Genomic DNA, 18,865 nt, shown 5'->3' on the forward strand with positions numbered 1-18,865 from the left:
CCCTTTCGTCCACGTGCTTTCCTAAGCGCAATCAAGCCTTTCCAGCCGTCGCGGGGCCTCTCGCGGCTGGCGCGACCGACATAATTGGTGGGTTTCAACTTGGCGGACGATTCCAAGGTTACGGATGTGAGCGCGCGGTATGCGCAGGCTCTGTTCGATCTGGCGAGCGACAATGGTCAGATCGCGAACGTGGACGCCGACCTGAAGTCCCTCAAGGCCATGATCGCCGACAGCGCCGACCTGCGGACCCTGCTGGCCTCGCCGGCCTTCGATTCCGAAGCCAAGGGCAAGGGCTTGGCCGGCATCGCCGACGCCGCCGGCTTCCACGCCCTGACCAAGAAATTCCTGGCCTTCCTGGCCCACCAGCGCCGCGCCAACGCGCTCGGCGGCGTGATCACCTCCTACGAGGCCCTGTCCGCCGCCCACCGCGGCGTGGTTTCGGCCCAGGTGACCAGCGCTGTGCCGCTGACCGCCGCCCAGACCAAGGGCGTCGCTGCGGCCCTGCGCCAGTCGCTGGGCAAGGACCCCGAGATCGAAACCCGCGTCGACCCCGCCATTCTCGGTGGGCTGAAGGTGCGTGTCGGTTCCCGCCTGTACGACGCTTCGCTCAAGTCGAAGCTCGATTCCCTCAAGTTCGCCCTGAAGAGAGCGTAAGCCCATGGACATCCGCGCCGCCGAGATTTCGGCCATCCTCAAGTCCCAGATCGCCAATTTCGGCGAAGAAGCCGACGTTTCCGACGTCGGTCAGGTGCTGTCCGTCGGTGACGGCATCGCGCGCGTGTTCGGCCTGGACAAGGTCCAGTCGGGTGAAATGGTCGAGTTCCCCTCGGCCGGGGTCAAGGGCATGGCCCTGAACCTGGAGCGCGACAATGTCGGCGTCGTGATCTTCGGCGACGACCGCGCCATCTCGGAAGGCGACGAAGTCCGCCGCCTGGGCGAAATCGTGGACGTGCCGGTGGGCAAGGGCCTCCTGGGCCGCGTGGTCAACCCGCTGGGCGAGCCGATTGACGGCAAGGGTCCGATCGTGAACGTGGCCGAGCGCCGCCGCGTGGACGTCAAGGCGCCGGGCATCATCCCGCGCAAGTCGGTGCACGAGCCGGTGCAGACCGGCCTGAAGGCCATCGACAGCCTGATCCCGGTCGGCCGCGGCCAGCGCGAGCTGATCATCGGCGACCGCCAGACCGGCAAGACCGCCGTGGCGATCGACACCATCCTGAACCAGAAGTCGATCAACGCCGGCGATGACGAGAGCGCCAAGCTCTATTGCATCTACGTCGCCATCGGCCAGAAGCGCTCGACCGTGGCCCAGATCGTCAAGACGCTCGAGGAGCGCGGCGCCCTGGACTACACCATCGTCGTGGCCGCCACAGCTTCCGAGCCGGCCCCGCTGCAGTTCCTGGCCCCCTTCGCGGGTTGCGCCATGGGCGAGTGGTTCCGCGACAACGGCATGCACGGCCTGATCATCTATGACGACCTGTCCAAGCAGGCCGTGGCCTATCGCCAGATGTCTCTGCTGCTGCGCCGCCCGCCGGGCCGCGAAGCCTATCCGGGCGACGTCTTCTACCTGCATTCGCGCCTGCTCGAACGCGCCGCCAAGCTCAATGAAGACAACGGCGCCGGCTCGCTGACCGCCCTGCCGGTGATCGAAACCCAGGCCAACGACGTGTCGGCCTACATCCCGACCAACGTGATCTCGATCACCGACGGCCAGATCTTCCTGGAAACCGACCTGTTCTACCAGGGCATCCGCCCGGCGGTGAACGTCGGCATCTCGGTGTCGCGCGTGGGCTCCTCGGCCCAGATCAAGGCGATGAAGACCGCCTCGGGCCCGATCAAGGGCGAGCTCGCCCAGTATCGCGAGCTGGCCGCCTTCGCCAAGTTCGGCTCCGACCTCGACGCCGCCACCCAGCGTCAGCTGGCCCGCGGCGAGCGCCTGACCGAGCTTCTGAAGCAGCCGCAATACGCGCCGCTGCTGGTCGAAGAGCAGGTCTGCGTGATCTATGCCGGCACCCGCGGCTATCTCGACGGCGTTCCGACCGCCCAGGTCGGCCGCTTCGAGCAGGAACTGCTGGCCCGCCTGCACTCCAAGCACCAGCCGCTGCTGGACAAGATCCGCACCGGCAAGGAGCTGAAGAAGGATCTGGAAGACGAGCTGAACAGCGCGCTGAAGGCGTTCGCTGAGACCTTCGCGTAAGCCTTGAGCAGGAGCGCCTGACATGGCCAGCCTCAAGGAAATGCGTAGCCAGATCGCCAGCGTGAAGGCTACGCAGAAGATCACCAAGGCGATGCAGATGGTCGCCGCAGCCAAGCTGCGCCGCTCGCAGGACGCCGCCCAGAACGCCCGGCCCTACGCCACGCGCATGGCCGCGGTGATCGCCAACCTGGCGGCGGGGGTGTCCGGCGACGGCGCGCCCAAGCTGCTTGTCGGCACCGGCCGCGACCGCAGCCACCTGATCGTGGTGGCGACCTCGGACCGCGGCCTCGCCGGCGGCTTCAACTCGTCGATCGTCCGCGCCGCGCGCGAGCGGATCGCCTCCCTGCTCGAACACGGCAAGGAGGTGAAGATCCTCACCGTCGGCAAGAAGGCCCGCGACCAGTTGCGCCGAACCTATGGCGACCGCTTTGTGGCCAGTTTCGAGGCCGGCTCCGCACCGACCCTGGAAGGGGCTCAGATCATCGCCGACAAGGTGCTCGAGCTGTACGGGGCCGGCGACATCGACGTGGTCACCCTGTTCTACAGCCGCTTCCGCTCGGTGGTGCAGCAGATCCCGACCGCCAAGCAGCTGATCCCGGCCGAAGTGGTGGAGGGCGCGCCCAAGATCGATCTCAAGGGCGCAGCCTACGAGTACGAGCCGGACGAGGAGACCATCCTCGAGACCCTGCTGCCGCGCAACATCATGGTCCAGGTCTTCTCCTCGATGCTGGAGAACCAGGCCGGCTTCTTCGCCGCCCAGATGACCGCGATGGACAACGCCACGCGCAACGCCGGCGATATGATCAACGCGTACACGATCAAGATGAACCGCACCCGTCAGGCGCAGATCACCAAGGAGCTGATCGAGATCATCTCCGGCGCCGAAGCCCTTTAGGACGAAAGAGTTAGACGATGGCCACGACCCCAGCCGCCGCCAAGAAACCCGCCGCCAAGGCTCCGGCCAAGAAGGCCGCCCCCAAGGCCGCAGCCTCCAAGGCCGCCGCGCCGAAGATCGCCACGCCTGCTGGCGTCGCCACCGGCCGCGTGGCCCAGGTCATCGGCGCCGTTGTCGACGTCGAGTTCGACGGCCACCTGCCGGCGATCCTCAGCGCTCTCGAAACGACCAACGTCGACCAGCGGACCGGCGCGCCGTTCCGCCTCGTGCTGGAAGTCGCCCAGCACCTGGGTGAGAACGTGGTCCGCACCATCGCCATGGACACCACCGAGGGCCTGGTCCGCGGCCAGCCGGTGGTCGACACCGGCGGCGCGATCACCGTGCCGGTCGGCCCGGCCACCCTCGGCCGGATCATGAACGTGATCGGCGACCCGATCGACGAAGCCGGTCCGATCGCCGACACCTATCGCCGCCCAATCCACGCCGAAGCCCCGTCCTTCGCCGAGCAATCCACCTCGGCCGAGATCCTGGTCACCGGCATCAAGGTCATCGACCTGCTCTGCCCCTATACCAAGGGCGGCAAGATCGGCCTGTTCGGCGGCGCCGGCGTGGGCAAGACCGTGACCATGCAGGAGCTGATCAACAACATCGCCAAGGCCTACGGCGGCTACTCGGTGCTTGCCGGCGTCGGCGAGCGCACCCGCGAAGGCAACGACCTCTATCACGAGATGATCGAGTCGAAGGTGAACCAGGCCGGCGGCGGCGGCGACAGCCGCTGTACCCTGGTCTATGGCCAGATGAACGAGCCGCCGGGAGCCCGCGCCCGCGTCGCCCTGACCGGCCTCGCCCAAGCCGAATATTTCCGCGACGAAGAGGGCAAGGACGTGCTGCTCTTCATCGACAACATCTTCCGCTTCACCCAGGCCGGCTCGGAAGTGTCGGCGCTCCTGGGCCGCATCCCCTCGGCCGTGGGCTATCAGCCGACCCTGGCCACCGAGATGGGCAACCTGCAAGAGCGCATCACCTCGACCAGCAAGGGCTCGATCACCTCGGTCCAGGCCATCTACGTGCCCGCCGACGACCTGACCGACCCGGCGCCGGCCACCTCCTTCGCTCACCTGGACGCGACCACGGTTCTGAGCCGTGACATCGCCGCCCAGGCGATCTTCCCGGCCATCGACCCGCTCGACTCCACCTCGCGGATCCTCGACCCGCTGGTGATCGGCGAAGAGCACTACACCGTCGCCCGCCGGGTGCAGGAGATCCTACAGCAGTACAAGGCGCTGAAGGACATCATCGCCATCCTGGGCATGGACGAGCTGTCGGAAGAGGACAAGCTGGTGGTCTCGCGCGCCCGCAAGATCTCCCGCTTCCTGTCGCAGCCGTTCCACGTGGCCGAGCAGTTCACCAACATGCCGGGCATCTTCGTCAGCCTGGAAGACACGATCCGCTCGTTCAAGGCGGTGTGCGACGGCGAGGGCGACCACCTGCCGGAAGGCGCCTTCTACAACGTCGGCACCTTCGAAGACGCCCTGGCCAAGGGCGCCAAGATGGCCGCGGAGGCTTAAGTGGCCGACAAGCTGCACTTCTCGCTGGTCTCGCCCGAGCGTGAGCTGTTCTCGGGCGACGTCGACCAGGTCGACGCCCCGGGCTCGGAAGGCGATTTCGGCGTCCTGGCCGGCCACGCGCCGTTCATGACCGCCCTGCGCGAAGGCTTTGTCACCATCCATGAAGGCGACAAGGTCCACCGCTACGAGGTCCAGGGCGGTTTCGCCGACGTGACCCCGGATGGCTTCACCATCTTGGCCGAGCACGCCCGCGACGCCGGCGTCGCCTCGGCCTGAGGCCGGGCCGAATTCAAGCTTTGAACGCCGCTCCGGGCGACCGGGGCGGCGTTTCGCTTTTCGACCCTTCGGGGCGGGAGACGAGGCCATGACCGTTTTCGACATCGCCGGCGTGGCCGGGGTGGGCCTGATCCTCGCGGCCTATGTGGGGACGCAGTTTCGCGGGCTCGACCCGACCCGGGCGCCGTCCCTGGTGATGAACCTTATGGGCGCGCTGTTGATCCTCGGCTCGCTGGCCAAGGCCTTCAACCTGTCGGCGGCGCTGATGGAGGGCGCCTGGGCGCTGGTGGCGGCGTTCGGCCTGGTCAAGCTGGCCCTCAGGCGGCGCTGAGCCGTTCCAGGCGCCCGATCCACGAGAGGCAGGCCTCGGCCACCTCCTCCCAGCCGGGCTCGGACAAAAGCCAATGGCTCATAGGTTCGAACACCTGCAACTCGCCGCCCAGACGCTCGACCGTGCGCAGCACCGTGGCTGGCGGATGCACCAGGTCGCGACCGCCGGCAATGCCGAGCACGGGCGCAGCTATGCGGCGGGGTGAGACCATCGTGGTCATGAACGGGTCCAGCCACCAGTTCAGCGTCTCCCAGAGCGCCCGCCCGCTCTCCGGCGCCATGCGGGCGAACACCGCCTTGCGATCCGCCTTGGCCAGCCGGTCGAAGCTGTAGGTGCGGGCGATGGTGTAGTCCGGCTCGATCGCCTGCAGCCAATAGGGGCCGAGCGCATAGAGGCTGACGGCCGAGACCGCCTCCTCGACGCTGCCGCCGGCCACGCCCCAGGGGGCGGAGGGGGCCAGCAGGATCAGGCCGCGCACCGGAGCCTTGGCCGCCGCCAGCTGGGCCACCAGCCCACCGAGGGAATGCCCGACCAGGATCGGCGCCTCGGCCTGCGCCCTGACCAACTCGGCGACGCCGGCGGCGAAATCGGTCATCGAGGCGGCGGCCCGCGATCCGCCGCCGCGCCCGGCGAGATCCGGGGTCAGCACCGGATGCCCCGCCGCCTCGAAGGGCTCGCGAAAGGCGTCGAAGGCCCAGCCGCCGCAGAAGGCGCCATGGACCATGATCACCGGCGGCCTTGCGCTCTCCCTGTCGCCCTTCATATGACCGGCCCAATATGGGCGAAGGCGGCCACGACCTGCTCGTAGGCGGCGCGCTTGAACGGCACGATCAAGCCAGGCGCCTCGGCCAGCGCGCCCCAGCGCCAGGCGTCGAACTCGACCTCGTGATGGCCCTCCAGGTCGATTTCGGCTTCCTCGCCCAAGAAGCGCATGGCGAACCACACCTGCTTCTGGCCCTTCCAGCCCTTGGCGATCTTGCTGCCGACCATGCTTGGCGGAAAATCATAGGGGATCCAGTCCGGCGTGCGCGCGATCACTTCGGCCGAACGCACCCCGGTCTCTTCCATGAGCTCGCGCCGCGCCGCAGCCTCCAGGTCCTCGCCGGCGTCGACCCCGCCTTGCGGGAACTGCCAGTTGTCGATCCCCGGCACGCCATGCCGCCGGCCGTACCAGACGCGGCCGTCCCGGTGGAACAGCACCACGCCGACATTGGGTCGATACTGCGAGAGGTCCAAGCGCGCCGCCTGACTTTGATCTAGCGGCGCATCGTCACCGCAGAGGCGGGGGCGAGCTGGTAGCCGCGTTGGGCCAGAGTGGTAGCCCAGCGCGCCACCTGATCCAAGGTCAGGGGATAGGCGAAGCCCGAACCCAAGGCCTGGCCGTTGCGGGTGGCGTCGGCCTCCAGCAGGATCAGCTGCTTGTCGATCGCATCGCCCGCCAGCTGGTCGTCGATCACCGCGTCGGCGGAGGCGCGCGGAATGCCGCCGCCGCGCTTCACCGCCGTGCCGTCGTCGATGAAGGCAAGGCCGCGCTGGTGCAGGTCGCCGGTGAAGGCGGTCATGGCCTGGTCCGAATTGAGGAACTTGGATCCCAGATAGTTGGTCACGCCGAAATAGCCAGTGGCCCGCGACAGCACCCAGTCCAGCTTCTCGATGGTCTCGGCCGTGCGCCCCTGGGCCATCAGGGTGTAGGGGCCGGGGTCGTTGTCGGGATAGTCGTTCGGCTCCATCGGCGCCTCGATCAAGACCTCGTGGCCGTTGGCGCGGGCCAGGTCGATCCAGCCCTGCAGGCCCTCGGAATAGGGCACGAAGGACAGGGTCACCTCCGGCGGCAGCTGCTCGATGGCCTGGCGGGTGGTCTTGCTGTTCAGGCCGAGGCCGCCGATCACCAGGGCGATCTTGGGCTTGCCGTTGGAGTGGAACGGCCGGGCATAGGCCTGGGCCGGGGTGCGCCCGTCCTGGGCGATGATCGGCAGAAGGGCGCCGCCGGGGCCGGGCTCGGTCAGGCCGGTGATAGGGGCGGCGGGCAGGGCCTGGCCGGCATGGTCGCCCGGCGCCGGCTCGGCCCCTGGCAGGGTGATCACCGCCTGGCCCTGCGGCTGGTCGCCCGCGGCGCCGCCGGGCAGGAGTTCAAGGCCGGACACGCTGACCGGCGCGGCGCCGGGCATTTCGGCGGTCAGGGCCTCGCGCCAGCCGGGCGGGGCGGCGCTGGGGTCCGCCAGGTGGATGCGGATATGCGGCAGGCCGGCCTTGGGATTGGCCGCGGCGAGGATCAGGACCAGGGCGCAGAGCAGGAACAGGCCCCCGGCCGCCGCGGCGCTCAGCGCCGGATTGCCCAGCACCAGGGCGGCGATCTCTCGCGCGCGCCCGCCGCTGGGCTCAGGCGCGGTGGGGATCACGAAGGTGCTGCGTTTGGCGAACATCAGGCTGGCCCATACACGGCCTGCGGACCGCAAGAAGCGGTCGCGCAGAATGCGCCCGAACCTCGCCGGTTATGGTTAATAATCGGCGAACCTGAAGCTGCGGCGGCGCCGCCTCAGGGGTGGCTGGGCGCAGGCGCCGCAGGCTTGGCGTCGGCCGGTTTGGCCGGCTTGGCGGTTGTCCCCGGCGCCACCGCGGCCGGGTTGGCGCCGGGCAGGATCGCGGCCAGCTTGGGCTTGGGCGTCGGATACTTGGGCGTGGCGGCCACCGAGCCGTACTTGAGCACGTCCAGGCCGCGCTGCAGCTGGAAGTCCTTCTTGGCGTCGAAGCCGGTGGGCGGCGCCTCGGCCGGCTCGTGCGGCGCGCGGCGGACCTTGCCTTCCTCGGCGTTCAGGGCGTTGGAGAAGCTGGCCTCCGAGAACTGGAACGCCTCGTTGGCCACGGCCTCGGCCTGTTCGTAGGTCTCGGCCACCTCCAGGTCCGGCTCGATGCCGGTCTTCTGGATCGAGCGGCCCGACGGGGTGTAGTAGCGCGCCGTGGTCAGCTTCAGCGCCCCGTCCTCGCCGTTGTGCAGGGGGATCACCGTCTGCACCGAGCCCTTGCCGAAGCTGGTCAGGCCGACGATGGCCGCGCGGTGGCGGTCCTGCAGGGCGCCGGAGACGATCTCGGCGGCCGAGGCGGTGCCGGAATTGATCAGCACCACCATCGGCAGGCCGTGCAGCATGTCGCCGTGGCTGCGGGCGTTGTAGCGCTCGATGTCCTTGGGATCGCGGCCGCGCTGCGAGACCACCTCGCCGCCGTCCAGGAACATGGACGAGATGCCGACCGCCTGGTCCAGCAAGCCGCCCGGATTGTTGCGCAGGTCGAGCACCAGGCCCTTCATCTTCGGGTTCTTGGCCTCCAGGTCCTTGACCGCCTCGGTGGCCTGCTCGGTGGTCTTCTCGTCGAAGGCCGAGACGCGGAGGTAGCCGTAGTCGCCCTCCATGTGCCCCTTGGCCGACTTCACATTGATCGACTCGCGCACCAGCTTGACGTCGAACGGGTCCTTGCCCTGGCGCACGATGGTCAGGGTGATCGGCTGGCCGACCGAGCCGCGCATCTTCTTCACTGCGTCGGACAGCTGCAGCCCGATCACGCTCTGATTGTCGATGGCGGTGATGTAGTCGCCGGACTGGATGCCGGCCCGCGCCGCGGGGGTGTCGTCCATCGGCGAGACCACCTTGACCGCGCCCTCGTCGCTGGTCACCTCGATGCCCAGCCCGCCGTATTCGCCGCGGGTCTGGTCGCGCATGTCGCCATAGTCGTCGGGGTTCAGATAGCCGGAATGCGGATCCAGCGAGGTCAGCATGCCGTCGATCGCCGCCTGGATCAGCTTCTTGTCGTCGACCGGGGTCACGTACTGGTTTTCGACCGTGGTCAGGACGTCGCCGAACAGCTCCAGCATGCGGAAGGTCTGGGCCCTCGGCGTATCGGCCACCGCCGGCCGGTTCAGATAGGCCATGGTCCCGGCGCCGAGGCAGAAGGCGGAGACACCGATCAGGAGATATTTGCGCATGAGCGAGGCCCTAGGGCTCCATTGCGTCATTTAGAAGACGCGAAAACTAAGCACAGACCTCGTTCGCAAACCCTCAACGCCGGGCTGTGCGGTCCGGCGCCTTGAGCCAGAGCGCCGGGTCCACCGGCGCGCCGTTCTTGCGGATCTCCAGATAGAGGTCCGGCGGCGGCGAATCCAGCTTGGCCATCCGTCCCACGGGCTGTCCCGCCGAAACCGTCTGGCCAGGGGCGGCCGTCGCCGTCTCCAAGCCCGCAAGCACCAGATGGTAGCCACCGCCCATCCGCAAGATCAAGACGACCCCGAAGCCTTTCAGGGGTCCGGCATAGTCCACGATCGCCGCGGCGGGGGCGACGACGGCCGGTCCGTCCTTGGTGCGCCACGTCCAGCCGCGCGATCGCTCGCCTCCGCCGGGCTCGGAATCGTTGAAGCGGCGAATGAGCGCACCCGCCACGGGCGCCTGGAAAAGCTTCTGCCGGCCGAACAGCCCCGCATGTTCCGGGTCCGGCGGCAGGCGCGCCGAAACCGGCGGCGCCGTGGTCCCCGCGGCCAGGCCGTGGCCCACGTCGCGCAGGGCCTGGGCCCTCGCCTCCAGCGCCTCGATGTCCTGGGCGGCGGCGGCGGCCTCGGTGGCTGATTGGCGGGCGGCCTGGGTGCGGCTGAGGATTTCGTCCTCCAGCTTGGCCCGCTGCTCGGCCAGCGCGCTTTCGCTGGTGATCAGGGCCTCGCTGGCCGTATCCGCCTGGCGGCGCAGGCGTTTCAGCTCGGTCGCCTGGGCCTTCAGCGCCGCGGCTCGCCGCTCCAGCTCCGGCGTCATGGCCTTGACCAGGATCGCCGCCCGAACCGCGTCGCGCACGTCGCGCGGATCGACCAGCAGAGCCGGCGGCGGGTCGCGCCGGAACATCTCCAGCGCGGTCAAGAGCCGCGCCAGCCGGTTCTGGTCCCCGCCCATGCGCGCGCGCAGGTCCTCCTCGCGCACCGCCAGGCCCGCCAGGGTCAACCGCTTCAAACTGATTCCGCCGCGGCCCCGCCCCTGGTCCGCATCCAGGGCGGCCAGCTGGCCCTGCAGCTGCAGCACCTCCGCCCGCGCCGCCTGGGCCGCGGCCAGGGCCGCGTCGCGGTCGTGCTCGCGCGCGCGCTGGTCCGCCTCGACTTGCGCCAGGGCCGGATTGGTCGCCGGGTTCAGGGACGGATTTTTCACGGCCGCAGCCAGCGCCCCGGCTCCGACCACCACGGCCAGGCCGGCCAGTACGGCGGGTGCGGCGCGCCAGGCGGTCATCGCCCATGGTTAGGCCCGTTCGCCGGCCCCGTCGACGGAGCTTTGGGTCTCACCCGCTCCGCCACGGCGGCGGCGAGCCCCCTCCACCGCCTTCCAGGCGGTCCCCCTCCCCCAACGGGGGAGGAACTGAAGCTTCGCGGTTCGGAACCCATTCCTCCCCCATCGGGGGAGGGGGACCATGCGCAGCATGGTGGAGGGGGCCAGCCGAGGGCTCGTCCTCAAAGCCCAGTTCTCTCAGCGCCTGCGCCTTGTCCAGCACCTCCAGCCGCTCGCCCTCGAACCGCTCGCGCTCAAGCCCCTCGAACCGCTCACCCAAGCCTTCAGGGGGCCCAGGGTCGCGGATAATGAAGTCCTTCAGCTTCTCCTTCAGCCGCTGGGCCGCCCCGGCCGCGGCCTGGCGCAGGGCCGCCGCCCCGTCCAGGGTCTCGGCCTCGGCGGTCCTCAGCCGTTCGCCGATCCGCGCCTCCAGGGCGATCGACTGGCGCACCGCCCGGGCCACCTGTGCGAACACCAGCGCCGGATCGCGCCCGACCGGCGGCGTCTCCGCCTCGGCTGCGTCCCTGGCCTTCTGCGCCTGGGTCCGGGCCAGGCCCATGGCCAGTTCGGTCAGCTCGCGCAGGGTCTGCATATGCCGCTCCGCCCGCTCCCGATGGCTCTCGAGCGGGTCGTCGTCATAGGGCAGGGCGGTGGCCATGTGCATGAACAAAACAAGAACATTGGATTCCAGTCTGTGTCAAGGTCGGGGTGTGAAGCACGACACCTGGAAGTTGCGCCGGAAGCGGTCTATGTTCGCTTTACGCTGTAAGCAACCGGACGCCCAGGCCATGGACCAGCAATCGATCTTCGCGCCGATGGGCGCGCTCGCCCTGCTCACCTTCGCGGTCCTGGGGCTGATCCCGGCGCGGCGGTTCCGCGCCGCCTCGGCGCAGCAGGTGACGGCGGACGACTTCCGGTTCGGCGAGTCCGAGCGCGTGCCGGGGCACGTCTCCATCCCCAACCGCAACATGATGAACCTGTTGGAGCTGCCGGCGCTCTTCTATGTCGCGGCGCTGATGTACTACGTGGCCGGCCGCGTGACCGCCCCAGTCCTGGGCGTGGCCTGGACCTATGTGGCCCTGCGCGCCGTCCATTCGGCGATCCACCTGACCTACAACAACGTCTTCCACCGTCTGGTCGTCTTCGCCGCCAGCAATGTCGTGCTGGGGGCGTTCTGGGTGCTGTTCTTCGTCCGCCCACATCCCTGACCCAGATCAAGGCCGTCTTTCGGCGATGTGATCGACTGTCGCTCGCAACCCGCGCGATCGGGGGAGGTGATCATGGCGGCGATCATCCAGGCCTTGAGGGAAGAGCATCGCAACATCGCGCGCCTGCTGGACGCGCTCAGCCACCAGGTCGAGGTGTTCGCCGAGGCCGGCGATCCCGACTACGACATCGTCCTGGGTGTCGCCGACTATTTCATCGATTACCCGGACCAGTGCCACCACCCCAAGGAAAACCTGGTCTATGCCCGCCTCAAGCACGCCCATCCGGGCGAGGCGGAGGGGCTGTTCGACCTTTTGGCCGAGCACCGGCAGGTGCACGAGCGGGTGGTCCGCTTCCACGAAACCATCGATCTGCTGCTGGGCCAGTCGGACATCGCCCGCGCCAGCATCGTCGCCGCCGCCCGCGCCTTCATCGCCCTGGAGCGCGAGCACATGCAGAAGGAAGAGGCGCAGTTCCTGCCCCTGGCCGAGCGCGTGCTGACGGCGGAGGACTGGGCCCAGATCGAAGCCGCCCTGGCCGAACGCCGAGACCCCCTGTTCGGCGAGCGCGCCGAACAGAATTTCGCCGCCCTGCGGGAGCGTTTGCTGGAATGGGAGGCGGAGTTCGGGGGGCGTAGGGGGTGCGGCTAGCGGGGCTAGGAATTCGTTCCCCTCGAACCCCAAAAGCTGCCACGGCGGGTCAGGGCGCCACGACATAGCCGTCGGCAGGCGATACCCAGATGACCCTCTGGTCTTTTCCCGGTTGGGACGCGCCGTCGATAGTCGCTTTGGCGATCAGGCCATCTCCATCTGGGAGATAGGCGGTGCAGAATTCTTGGCCGTACATCGGTTTCATGGCCGCACTGATGCTAGTGCGCAATCGCGCCGTTTGGGCATCGCTCGCCGGTTTGCCGGCAATGGAAAAGCTCGAAGCGGCGATGTCTTCCGGTCTGATGAAGCCGCAGACTTGACCGCCCTTCACCGCCACGTGGGCCATCCCGCTCATGGCGATCGCCGGCGAGGTCGCGACCAGGACGGTTGAGGGATTGTCTATGCCGCCGTCGGGCCGTGCCAAATAGCCCGCCAGCGACTGACAGGTCTTGCGGCTCGTATCAGGCGAATAGCATTGCAATTTGCCGTCGGAAGCGGGCGCGATGGGGGCGGGCAAGGTTGCGGCGGAAGCTCCCGAAGCCAAGGTTAAGGCCAGAGCCGCGAAGACGGGCAAGCGCATTCATTCTCCCGGTATTTGATCGGCCGGCGGGCCAGTACCAGCCTTGGTCCGCTGTGGAATTTAAGTGTCGGGCGTGCGAGGCGCCGATCTTGGAGCGAGCCGCGCGGCGCTCCTGTACCGATTTTTCGGCAATCAGGTTCGGGTGGTCAAGTCGATCCCTTGTCCGAAGCAACGCTAGTTCTATGTTGAACGCCTTGCTGTCGGGGGATTCGATGAATCGGCGAGTTTTTGGGGCGACAGGGTTGGTGTGCCTGTTCTTGGCCGGTGCCGTCGCGGCCCAGACCACCCGAGAAAACTGGATTCGCTGCGAAAATGCAGACAATGCGCCAGTCGCAGTCGCGGCGTGTGATGAGATATTGCGTCAGCGTCTCGCCCCATCCGACCGGGTGATCGCCTTGACCGATCGCGGCGCGTCCTATCTCAATGAAGGCCGGGTCAATCTCGCAATCAATGATTTCGACGAGGCGCTGGTTTTAAATCCGCAGTACCTGGAGGCCTTGATCAACAGAGCCGGCGCACTTATGCACCAGGGTGACAGGGCTCGGGCGGCGAATGACTATAGTGCGATCGTCGCCATCAATTCTCACTTCTTCAGCGCCGAAGATTTTCTCAGTCGTGGCATCGCTCATGAGCATCTTGGCCAATTCGACCTTGCCATTGAGGACTATTCATCGGCCATTCAGCGGCGCCCAAAGATCAGCCATACCCTTTATGGTGCCTATTTGATGCGGGGCTCGGCCTACGCCCATACGGGAAGCCCCGAGTTGGCAATCGCGGACTACAACCAGGCCAACAAAATCGAACCGGACGACGCCGAAATCTATCTCTACCGGGGCCAGGCCTATGGCCAAGCCAAAGATTTCAGCCACGCGATCGCCGACATCGACCAGGCCTTGGTGCAGCGGCCCAATTGGAACGCAGCCCTGACCGCCGGATGCAGGTTCCGGGCGATCGTAAATCGCGACCTCGACGCAGCGGCGAACTATTGTGACCTGGCTGTCAGGCGGTCGGGCGGATCCATCATCGATCTCGACAGCCGGGGCTTGGTGCGCCTGCAGCAACATCGGTTCTCGGAGGCCTGGACTGACTTTGACGCGGTGGTTCGGGTCCAACCGGCCGCGGCGCATAGCCTATATGGTCGCGGACTGGCCGCGCTGCGATTGGGCCGCATGGCGGAGGGGCAAGCCGATATTGCCGCGGCCGCCAAGCTCGACGCGAAGATCGCCGATACCTACTCGGCGTACGGGCAAAGGCCCTAGCTCTTCAACCCCTCCACCAACGCCTGCGCATAAGGCCCCAGCGCCTCCAGGTCCCGCACGCAGATGGTCAGGTCCCTGATCGCCCAGTCATCCGTCAGGTCGATCGCCGCCAAGGGTAACGTCTGCGCCGCACGCCGCGCCGTCGTGGCAGGCACTACCCCCACCCCCACCCCCGCGGCGACCAGGCGGCAGACGGCGTCGAAGCTTCGCAGCTGCACGCGCAGGCGGATGGCGGCGCCCAGGGGGACGGCCTTGGCGGCCAGGAAGCGCTGCAGCGAGCTGGTGCGGTCCAGGCCGACGAAGTCGAAGCCCAGCACCTCGGCGAAGGCCAGGCGCTCGCGCTGCGCCAGGGGATGGGTGGCTGCGGCCACCACCACGAAGCGGTCGGAGCGGAAGGGGAAGGTCTGCAGCCGCCCCATGTCCACCGTGCCGGCGACGATGCCCACATCGCCCACCCCGTCGGCGATCAGGGCGACGATCTCGTCCGACAGCCGCTCCTCCAGGTCGACGCTCACCTGGGGGTGGCGGGCCAGGAATTCGCTGAGCGCCTCGGGCAGGAATTCGGTCGAGGCGTTGGTGTTGGCCAGCAGCCGCACGTTGGCCCCGCCCCCGGCATAGGCGCCCAACTCCTCGTTCAGCCGCTCGGTCTGGGCCAGGATGGCGCGGGCGTGCTTGGTGAAGGCCTGGCCGGCGGGGGTCAGGGCCACGCCCAGGCGCGAGCGGGTCAAAAGCGGCGCGCCCAGCGACTGCTCCAGGGCGCGAATGCGGGTCGAGGCGGCGGCGAGGGCCAGGGCGGATTTGGCGGCGCCGGCGGTGATCGAGCCCTCGTCGGCCACGGCGCAGAACAGGCGAAGATCGGTCAGGTCGAAGCGCATGGGCGAGGGGCATCCTTCGTCATTGGCGAAGGAAGGCTACAGCAATGGCGCATTGTGTGGGGATGAAAATGAGAGGAGGTTTCGCGGATTCGAAAGGCGCTGCGGATTGTGCGTGCGTCCTTCGAGACGGCCGCTTCGCGACCTCCTCAGGATGACTAAGATATTGGGTTGCAAAGTTAATCGTCATGGTGAGGAGCGCTCCGTCAGGAGCGCGTCTCGAACCACGCACGCGCCTCTAAACACCCCCAGCCTTCCCCTACGCCGCTTCGTTGACACCGCTCCCCTGCGGCTTAAAAGCGGCGCAGTCCGAGCCATCAGGAGTCCCACCGCATGAGCGGAACCAAGACGGGCGCGGCGGCGCGGCCGCTGTCGCCCCATGTGCAAGTCTGGCGCTGGCACATCACCATGGCCGGCTCGATCCTGCACCGGGCCACGGGCGTGGCCCTCTATGGCGGGGCGCTGATCCTGGCCGGCTGGGCGGCCTGCCTGGCCTCGGGGCCGGCGGCGTTCGGGACCTGCAAGGTGATCCTGGGCTCGATCCCGGGCAAGCTGGTGCTGTTCGGCCTGACCTTCTCGATCTTCTACCACCTGGCCAACGGGATCCGGCACCTGGTCTGGGACGCGGGCAAGGGCTTCGATCCCAAGTTCGCCGACGCCACCGCCGCCGGGGCCATCGCCTTCGCCGCGGTGATCAGCGTGTTCGTATGGGGCATCGCCGCCTGGATGGGAGCGCTCTGAGATGGCCAGCTATCGCACCCCGCTCGGCCGCGCCCGCGGCTTGGGCGCCGCCAAGCACGGCGTCGGCCATTTCATCGGCCAGCGCGTCTCGGCCATCGCCCTCGTCGGCCTCGCCATCTGGGCGGTGTTCTCGGGGCTCAGCCTGGCCAAGTACGACTATGGCGCCACCATCCTGTGGCTGCGCTCGGGCTGGAACACGATCTGGGTCGTGCTGCTGATCGGGACCGGCTTCTTTCACATGAGCCTCGGCATGCGGACCGTGATCGAGGACTACATCCACAAGACCTCGACCAAGACCCTGCTCTTGATCCTCTCGACCTTCGCCTGCTGGCTGGGCGCGGCGGTCGGGGTGGTGAGCATCCTGAAGGCCGCCTTCCTGGGCGGCGGAGCGTACTGACATGGCCGCCTACGACTTCATCGATCACAGGTTCGACGTGGTGGTGGTGGGCGCCGGGGGCTCGGGCCTGCGCGCCGCGCTCGGGGCCGCCGAGGCAGGCCTGAAGACCGCCTGCGTGACTAAGGTGTTCCCCACCCGCTCGCACACCGTGGCGGCCCAGGGCGGCATCTCGGCCAGCCTGGGCAATATGGGCCAGGACGACTGGCGCTGGCACATGTACGACACCGTCAAGGGCTCGGACTGGCTGGGCGACCAGGACTCCATCGAATACCTGGTGCGCAATGCGCCGGCCGCCGTCTACGAGCTGGAGCACTGGGGCGTGCCGTTCTCGCGCACCCCCGAAGGCAAGATCTATCAGCGCGCGTTCGGCGGCATGACCCGCAACTACGGTGAGGCGCCGATCCAGCGCACCTGCGCCGCGGCCGACCGCACCGGCCACGCCATGCTGCACACCATGTACGGCCAGTCGCTGTCCAAGTCGGTGGACTTCTTCATCGAGTACTTCGCCCTCGACCTGATCATGGACGGGGAGCGTTGCGTCGGCGTCACCGCCTGGAAGCTGGACGACGGCACCCTGCACCGCTTCCAGGCCCAGACTGTGGTCCTGGCCACCGGCGGCTACGGCCGGGCCTATTTCTCGGCGACCAGCGCCCACACCTGCACCGGCGACGGCGGCGGCATGGTCCTGCGAGCCGGCCTGCCGCTGCAGGACATGGAGTTCGTCCAGTTCCACCCCACCGGCATCTACGGCGCCGGCTGCCTGATCACTGAGGGCGCCCGCGGCGAGGGCGGCTACCTGACCAATTCCGAGGGCGAGCGGTTCATGGAGCGCTATGCCCCGTCGGCCAAGGACCTCGCCAGCCGCGACGTGGTCAGCCGGGCCATGACCATCGAGATCCGCGAAGGGCGCGGGGTGGGCCCGAACAAGGACCATATCTTCCTGCACCTGGACCACCTGGATCCCAAGGTGCTGCACCAGCGCCTGCCGGGCATCTCGGAGACCGCCAAGATCTTCGCCGGCGTCGATGTGACCAAGCAGCCGATCCCGGTGCTGCCGACCGTGCACTACAACATGGGCGGCATCCCCACCAACTTCCACGGCGAGGTGGTGATCAAGAAGGGCGACGACAACGACGCCGTGGTCCCCGGCCTGATGGCGGTGGGCGAGGCGGCCTGCGTCTCGGTGCACGGCGCCAACCGCCTGGGCTCCAACAGCCTGATCGACCTCGTCGTCTTCGGCCGCGCGGTCGGCCTGCGCCTCGGCGAGACCCTGAAGGCCGGCGCGCGCCAGCCCGAGCTGAAGCCCGCCCAGACCGACGCCGGCCTGGCCCGCTTCGACGCCCTGCGCAACGCCAACGGCGCCGTCACCACCGCCGCCCTGCGCCTGGAGATGCAGAAGACCATGCAGGAGGACGTCGCCGTCTTCCGCACCGGCGAAACGCTCAAGAGCGGCGTCGAGCGCATGGCCAAGGTCCACGCCCAGCTGCCGGACCTGAAGACCTTCGACCGAGGCTTGGTCTGGAACACCGACCTGGTCGAAACCCTCGAGCTCGACAACCTGGTCGGCCAGGCGATCGTGACGGTGAACGGCGCCCTGAACCGCGAGGAAAGCCGCGGCGCCCACGCCCGCGAGGACTTCCCCGACCGGCACGACGACATCTGGATGAAGCACACCCTGGCCAGCTACGACCCGGCCACGGGCAAGGTCGGGATCGACTACCGCCCGGTGCACACCTACACGATGACCGACGACATCGAGTACATCAAACCCAAGGCTCGGGTTTATTGAGGCGCTGACGCATGGTTCAACTGACGCTCCCCAAGAACTCGAAGATCGGCCAGGGCAAGCATTGGCCAGCCCCCGCCGGCGCCAAGAAGGTCAAGGCCTTCCGCATCTATCGCTACGACCCGGAAAGCGGCCTGAACCCGCGCTGGGACACCTATGACGTGGCGGTCGACCAGTGCGGGCCGATGGTGCTGGACGCCCTCATCCACATCAAGAACACCATGGACCCGACCCTGGCGTTCCGGCGCTCGTGCCGGGAAGGGGTGTGCGGCTCCTGCGCCATGAACATCGGCGGTCGCAACACCCTGGCCTGCACCCACGGCTGGGAAGAGGTTCCCGGCGATGCGGTGCAGATCTCGCCCCTGCCGTCCCAGGCAGTGGTCAAGGACCTGATCCCCGACCTTTCGATCTTCTACGCCCAGTACGCCTCGATCGAGCCCTGGCTGCATACCACCACGCCCGAGCCCCAGCGCGAATGGACCCAGAGCCCCGAGGACCGCGAGAAGCTGGACGGCCTCTACGAGTGCATCCTCTGCGCCTGCTGCTCGACCTCCTGCCCCAGCTACTGGTGGAACGGCGAGAAGTATCTCGGCCCGGCGGCGCTGCTGCACGCCTACCGCTGGCTGATCGACAGCCGCGACGAGGCCACCGGCGAGCGGCTGGACGAGCTGGAGGACCCCTTCAAGCTCTATCGCTGCCACACCATCATGAACTGCGCCCAGGTCTGCCCCAAGGGCCTGAACCCGGCCAAGGCCATCGCCGAGATCAAGAAGATGATGGTCGAGCGGGTGATCTGATATTTCTCCGCTCATCCCGGCGAAG

General features: G+C 68.1%; 21 protein-coding genes. 13 read left to right on the forward strand and 8 right to left on the reverse strand.

All coding sequences use genetic code 11. From position 1 onward, the window contains the following. The first annotated feature begins 99 nt into the window (after positions 1 to 99). From KCG34_RS17260 to KCG34_RS17285, 6 genes are all read left to right on the forward strand, one after another. Positions 100 to 654, forward strand: coding sequence for a F0F1 ATP synthase subunit delta (locus tag KCG34_RS17260; protein ID WP_211936863.1), 555 nt, complete (start codon positions 100 to 102; stop codon positions 652 to 654). 4 nt (positions 655 to 658) lie between these two features. Continuing rightward, complete coding sequence (gene atpA, locus KCG34_RS17265; RefSeq protein ID WP_211936864.1) at positions 659 to 2,194, forward strand: F0F1 ATP synthase subunit alpha; 1,536 nt, start codon at positions 659 to 661, stop codon at positions 2,192 to 2,194. 22 nt (positions 2,195 to 2,216) lie between these two features. Beyond that, positions 2,217 to 3,089, forward strand: a complete 873-nt coding sequence (locus KCG34_RS17270; RefSeq protein WP_211936865.1) for a F0F1 ATP synthase subunit gamma — start codon at positions 2,217 to 2,219, stop codon at positions 3,087 to 3,089. A 17-nt stretch (positions 3,090 to 3,106) separates the two neighbouring features. Continuing rightward, on the forward strand, positions 3,107 to 4,657 hold the full coding sequence (gene atpD, locus KCG34_RS17275) for a F0F1 ATP synthase subunit beta (RefSeq protein WP_211936866.1): 1,551 nt from the start codon (positions 3,107 to 3,109) through the stop codon (positions 4,655 to 4,657). Then, a complete protein-coding gene (locus KCG34_RS17280) occupies positions 4,658 to 4,933 on the forward strand; it encodes an ATP synthase F1 subunit epsilon (RefSeq protein WP_211936867.1) in 276 nt (91 codons plus the stop codon). Between the two features lie 88 nt (positions 4,934 to 5,021). Beyond that, on the forward strand, positions 5,022 to 5,264 hold the full coding sequence (locus KCG34_RS17285; protein ID WP_211936868.1) for a CBU_0592 family membrane protein: 243 nt from the start codon (positions 5,022 to 5,024) through the stop codon (positions 5,262 to 5,264). Here KCG34_RS17285 and KCG34_RS17290 read toward each other — a convergent pair. The 6 genes from KCG34_RS17290 to KCG34_RS17315 all read right to left on the reverse strand — a co-directional run bounded on the left by KCG34_RS17290 (position 5,251) and on the right by KCG34_RS17315 (position 11,216). Further along, complete coding sequence (locus tag KCG34_RS17290; protein WP_211936869.1) at positions 5,251 to 6,027, reverse strand: alpha/beta fold hydrolase; 777 nt, start codon at positions 6,025 to 6,027, stop codon at positions 5,251 to 5,253. The two genes, KCG34_RS17285 and KCG34_RS17290, sit on opposite strands and share 14 nt — an antisense overlap. Beyond that, positions 6,024 to 6,500: an RNA pyrophosphohydrolase gene (locus tag KCG34_RS17295; RefSeq protein ID WP_211936870.1), complete on the reverse strand. Its 477-nt coding sequence runs from the start codon at positions 6,498 to 6,500 to the stop codon at positions 6,024 to 6,026. Before KCG34_RS17295 ends, KCG34_RS17290 begins: the two co-directional genes overlap by 4 nt. 20 nt (positions 6,501 to 6,520) lie before the next feature. Then, on the reverse strand, positions 6,521 to 7,687 hold the full coding sequence (locus KCG34_RS17300; protein WP_211936871.1) for a divergent polysaccharide deacetylase family protein: 1,167 nt from the start codon (positions 7,685 to 7,687) through the stop codon (positions 6,521 to 6,523). Between the two features lie 113 nt (positions 7,688 to 7,800). Next, positions 7,801 to 9,240: a S41 family peptidase gene (locus KCG34_RS17305; protein WP_211936872.1), complete on the reverse strand. Its 1,440-nt coding sequence runs from the start codon at positions 9,238 to 9,240 to the stop codon at positions 7,801 to 7,803. A 73-nt stretch (positions 9,241 to 9,313) separates the two neighbouring features. Continuing rightward, entirely contained in the window at positions 9,314 to 10,516 is a 1,203-nt protein-coding gene (locus KCG34_RS17310; protein WP_211936873.1) for a murein hydrolase activator EnvC family protein, read from the reverse strand. A gap of 49 nt (positions 10,517 to 10,565) precedes the next feature. Continuing rightward, positions 10,566 to 11,216, reverse strand: coding sequence for a hypothetical protein (locus KCG34_RS17315; protein ID WP_211936874.1), 651 nt, complete (start codon positions 11,214 to 11,216; stop codon positions 10,566 to 10,568). Positions 11,217 to 11,340: 124 nt separating this feature from the next. On the opposite strand from KCG34_RS17315, the gene KCG34_RS17320 reads away from it, so the two are divergent. Then, a complete protein-coding gene (locus tag KCG34_RS17320) occupies positions 11,341 to 11,760 on the forward strand; it encodes an MAPEG family protein (RefSeq protein WP_211936875.1) in 420 nt (139 codons plus the stop codon). A gap of 72 nt (positions 11,761 to 11,832) precedes the next feature. Then, complete coding sequence (locus tag KCG34_RS17325) at positions 11,833 to 12,408, forward strand: hemerythrin domain-containing protein (RefSeq protein WP_211936876.1); 576 nt, start codon at positions 11,833 to 11,835, stop codon at positions 12,406 to 12,408. Positions 12,409 to 12,457: 49 nt separating this feature from the next. Here the strand turns inward: KCG34_RS17325 and KCG34_RS17330 are convergent, their stop codons facing one another. Further along, positions 12,458 to 12,988, reverse strand: coding sequence for a hypothetical protein (locus tag KCG34_RS17330; protein WP_211936877.1), 531 nt, complete (start codon positions 12,986 to 12,988; stop codon positions 12,458 to 12,460). A 185-nt stretch (positions 12,989 to 13,173) separates the two neighbouring features. Between KCG34_RS17330 and KCG34_RS17335 the strand changes: the two genes are divergently transcribed. After that, positions 13,174 to 14,247 (forward strand): tetratricopeptide repeat protein, encoded by a 1,074-nt coding sequence (locus KCG34_RS17335; protein WP_211936878.1) that lies wholly within the window; start codon positions 13,174 to 13,176, stop codon positions 14,245 to 14,247. Here KCG34_RS17335 and KCG34_RS17340 read toward each other — a convergent pair. Beyond that, the gene (locus tag KCG34_RS17340; protein WP_211936879.1) at positions 14,244 to 15,122 is read right to left on the reverse strand and encodes a LysR family transcriptional regulator; all 879 of its coding nucleotides are present in this window, start codon (positions 15,120 to 15,122) and stop codon (positions 14,244 to 14,246) included. The two genes, KCG34_RS17335 and KCG34_RS17340, sit on opposite strands and share 4 nt — an antisense overlap. Before the next feature lie 330 nt (positions 15,123 to 15,452). Between KCG34_RS17340 and sdhC the strand changes: the two genes are divergently transcribed. From sdhC to KCG34_RS17360, 4 genes are read left to right on the forward strand one after another with little or no spacing between them, the layout of a single operon-like run. Next, positions 15,453 to 15,860 (forward strand): succinate dehydrogenase, cytochrome b556 subunit, encoded by a 408-nt coding sequence (gene sdhC / locus KCG34_RS17345; RefSeq protein ID WP_211936880.1) that lies wholly within the window; start codon positions 15,453 to 15,455, stop codon positions 15,858 to 15,860. 1 nt (position 15,861) lies between these two features. Next, a complete protein-coding gene (gene sdhD, locus KCG34_RS17350) occupies positions 15,862 to 16,257 on the forward strand; it encodes a succinate dehydrogenase, hydrophobic membrane anchor protein (protein ID WP_211936881.1) in 396 nt (131 codons plus the stop codon). A gap of 1 nt (position 16,258) precedes the next feature. After that, positions 16,259 to 18,046: a succinate dehydrogenase flavoprotein subunit gene (sdhA, locus tag KCG34_RS17355; protein WP_211936882.1), complete on the forward strand. Its 1,788-nt coding sequence runs from the start codon at positions 16,259 to 16,261 to the stop codon at positions 18,044 to 18,046. A gap of 11 nt (positions 18,047 to 18,057) precedes the next feature. Next, positions 18,058 to 18,840 carry a succinate dehydrogenase iron-sulfur subunit gene (locus tag KCG34_RS17360; RefSeq protein ID WP_211936883.1) on the forward strand — a complete coding sequence of 261 codons (783 nt, stop codon included), beginning with the start codon at positions 18,058 to 18,060 and terminating at the stop codon, positions 18,838 to 18,840. Positions 18,841 to 18,865: the final 25 nt, after the last annotated feature.

Origin of the sequence: Phenylobacterium montanum (assembly GCF_018135625.1) — a bacterium.
Taxonomy (GTDB): Bacteria; Pseudomonadota; Alphaproteobacteria; order Caulobacterales; family Caulobacteraceae; genus Poindextera; species Poindextera montana.

What these genes read in the sequence shown, in the direction of transcription:
- atpA (WP_211936864.1), top strand. Translation starts at nt 659, where the DNA reads ATGGACATCCGCGCCGCCGAGATTTCGGCCATCCTCAAGTCCCAGATC.
- KCG34_RS17270 (WP_211936865.1), top strand. Translation starts at nt 2,217, where the DNA reads ATGGCCAGCCTCAAGGAAATGCGTAGCCAGATCGCCAGCGTGAAGGCT.
- atpD (WP_211936866.1), top strand. Translation starts at nt 3,107, where the DNA reads ATGGCCACGACCCCAGCCGCCGCCAAGAAACCCGCCGCCAAGGCTCCG.
- KCG34_RS17285 (WP_211936868.1), top strand. Translation starts at nt 5,022, where the DNA reads ATGACCGTTTTCGACATCGCCGGCGTGGCCGGGGTGGGCCTGATCCTC.
- KCG34_RS17290 (WP_211936869.1), bottom strand. Translation starts at nt 6,027, where the DNA reads ATGAAGGGCGACAGGGAGAGCGCAAGGCCGCCGGTGATCATGGTCCAT.
- KCG34_RS17300 (WP_211936871.1), bottom strand. Translation starts at nt 7,687, where the DNA reads ATGTTCGCCAAACGCAGCACCTTCGTGATCCCCACCGCGCCTGAGCCC.
- KCG34_RS17305 (WP_211936872.1), bottom strand. Translation starts at nt 9,240, where the DNA reads ATGCGCAAATATCTCCTGATCGGTGTCTCCGCCTTCTGCCTCGGCGCC.
- KCG34_RS17310 (WP_211936873.1), bottom strand. Translation starts at nt 10,516, where the DNA reads ATGACCGCCTGGCGCGCCGCACCCGCCGTACTGGCCGGCCTGGCCGTG.
- KCG34_RS17315 (WP_211936874.1), bottom strand. Translation starts at nt 11,216, where the DNA reads ATGCACATGGCCACCGCCCTGCCCTATGACGACGACCCGCTCGAGAGC.
- KCG34_RS17320 (WP_211936875.1), top strand. Translation starts at nt 11,341, where the DNA reads ATGGACCAGCAATCGATCTTCGCGCCGATGGGCGCGCTCGCCCTGCTC.
- KCG34_RS17325 (WP_211936876.1), top strand. Translation starts at nt 11,833, where the DNA reads ATGGCGGCGATCATCCAGGCCTTGAGGGAAGAGCATCGCAACATCGCG.
- KCG34_RS17330 (WP_211936877.1), bottom strand. Translation starts at nt 12,988, where the DNA reads ATGCGCTTGCCCGTCTTCGCGGCTCTGGCCTTAACCTTGGCTTCGGGA.
- KCG34_RS17340 (WP_211936879.1), bottom strand. Translation starts at nt 15,122, where the DNA reads ATGCGCTTCGACCTGACCGATCTTCGCCTGTTCTGCGCCGTGGCCGAC.
- sdhC (WP_211936880.1), top strand. Translation starts at nt 15,453, where the DNA reads ATGAGCGGAACCAAGACGGGCGCGGCGGCGCGGCCGCTGTCGCCCCAT.
- sdhD (WP_211936881.1), top strand. Translation starts at nt 15,862, where the DNA reads ATGGCCAGCTATCGCACCCCGCTCGGCCGCGCCCGCGGCTTGGGCGCC.
- sdhA (WP_211936882.1), top strand. Translation starts at nt 16,259, where the DNA reads ATGGCCGCCTACGACTTCATCGATCACAGGTTCGACGTGGTGGTGGTG.
- KCG34_RS17360 (WP_211936883.1), top strand. Translation starts at nt 18,058, where the DNA reads ATGGTTCAACTGACGCTCCCCAAGAACTCGAAGATCGGCCAGGGCAAG.